This window comes from Acidovorax sp. HMWF029, from assembly GCF_003060895.1.
In the GTDB taxonomy this organism is placed as follows: Bacteria; Pseudomonadota; Gammaproteobacteria; order Burkholderiales; family Burkholderiaceae_C; genus Acidovorax.
Genome location: NZ_QAIH01000236.1, coordinates 16,937 through 18,958, shown reverse-complemented (window position 1 = coordinate 18,958; position 2,022 = coordinate 16,937). Strand labels below are relative to the sequence as shown.

Below are 2,022 nucleotides of genomic sequence, written 5' to 3'. Positions count from 1 at the left end.
ACGATGCGCTGGTACAGCGGGGTGTGGGGGCCGGAGGGAGCGGGGGCGGCGGAGGCTGCAGTGTGTTTCAAGGCCATTTTCTCTGGAGAAAAACCGTTGCCCCGAATGGTAAGCGGCAAAAAAGGAGCCGGAGCCCCTTTGTGATGGTGGTTAGAACCTGTTCACGATCTTGGCGGGGCCTAAAAGATCGTGAACAGGTTCTAAGAGGGGTTTACCCGCCGTGGAACTTGACCACCAGCGGCACGATGAGCAGCGCCACGATGTTGATGATCTTGATCAGCGGATTGATGGCCGGGCCTGCGGTGTCCTTGTAGGGGTCTCCCACGGTGTCGCCGGTCACGGCGGCCTTGTGCGCCTCAGAACCCTTGCCGCCATGGTGGCCGTCTTCGATGTACTTCTTGGCGTTGTCCCAGGCGCCGCCCCCCGTGCACATGCTGATGGCCACGAAGAGACCCGTGACGATGGTGCCCATGAGCAGGCCGCCCAGCGCCTTGGGGCCCAGCAGCAGGCCCACAACGATGGGCGCGATCACCGGCAGCAGACTGGGGATCACCATCTCCTTGATGGCGGCGGTGGTCAGCATGTCCACGGCCTTGCCGTATTCGGGCTTGCCTGTGCCGTCCATGATCCCGGGAATATCGCGGAACTGGCGGCGCACTTCCACCACCACGGCCCCTGCTGCGCGGCCCACGGCCTCCATCGCCATGGCACCGAACAGGTAGGGAATCAGCCCTCCAATGAACAGCCCGACGATGATCAGCGGGTCTGACAGGTCGAAGCTGATCGACTTGCCGTAGCTTTCCAGTTTGTGTGTGTAGTCGGCAAACAGCACCAGCGCGGCCAGCCCGGCCGAGCCAATCGCGTAGCCCTTGGTCACGGCCTTGGTGGTGTTGCCTACGGCGTCCAGCGGGTCGGTGATGTCGCGCACGCTGCTGGGCAGCTCGGCCATTTCGGCAATGCCGCCTGCGTTGTCGGTGATGGGGCCATACGCATCCAGCGCCACCACGATGCCAGCCATGGACAGCATGGACATGGCCGCCACCGCAATGCCGTACAGCCCCGCCAGCTGGTAGGCCGACAGAATGGCCAGGCACACAAAAATCACGGGCCAGGCGGTGGACCGCATGGACACGCCCAGCCCCGCGATGATGTTGGTGCCGTGCCCGGTGGTGGATGCCTGGGCGATGTGCTGCACGGGCGAGTACTGCGTGCCTGTGTAGAACTCGGTGATCCACACCAGGGCTGCCGTCAGCACCAGCCCTGTGGCGCAGGCGCCGAACAGCTTCATCTGGCTGCCGGTGGCGGTGATGGCGTTGTCCGGGATGATCCACACCGTGACAAAGTAGAACGCGATGAGCGAGAGCACGCCCGCGATCGCCAGCCCCTTGTACAGCGCGGGCATCACGTTCTTCATGCCCGGCGTGGCTTTGACGAAAAAGCAGCCGATGATGGACGCGATGATGGACACGGCCCCCAGCGCCAGCGGGTACACCACGGCGTTGACCGGGGCGGTGGCCACCAGCAGCGCGCCCAGCACCATGGTGGCGATCAGCGTCACAGCGTAGGTCTCGAACAGGTCGGCGGCCATGCCCGCGCAGTCGCCCACGTTGTCGCCCACGTTGTCGGCAATCACGGCCGGGTTGCGCGGGTCGTCCTCGGGTATGCCTGCCTCCACCTTGCCCACCAGGTCGGCGCCCACGTCAGCGCCCTTGGTGAAGATGCCGCCGCCCAGGCGCGCAAAGATCGAGATCAGCGACGAGCCGAACGCAAAGCCGATCAGTGGGTTGAGCAGCGTGGCCAGCTTGGCGGTGGGCGTGAGGTTGCCATTGCCCGCCAGAAACCAGTAAAAGCCTGTGACTCCCAGCAGCCCGAGCCCCACCACCAGCATGCCGGTGATGGCCCCGCCGCGAAACGCCACATCCAGCGCCGGGCCAATGCCCTGTGTGGCGGCCTGTGCCGTGCGCACATTGGCGCGCACCGACACATTCATGCCGATGAAGCCGCATGCGCCCGAGAGCACTG

The 2,022-nt window shown here is 65.0% G+C and carries 1 protein-coding gene; it reads right to left on the bottom strand.

What is annotated here, in order from left to right:
- Positions 1-211: 211 nt before the first annotated feature.
- On the bottom strand, positions 212-2,022 hold a 1,811-nt coding region (locus tag DBR12_RS17425; protein ID WP_233244740.1), incomplete at its 5' end, for a sodium-translocating pyrophosphatase.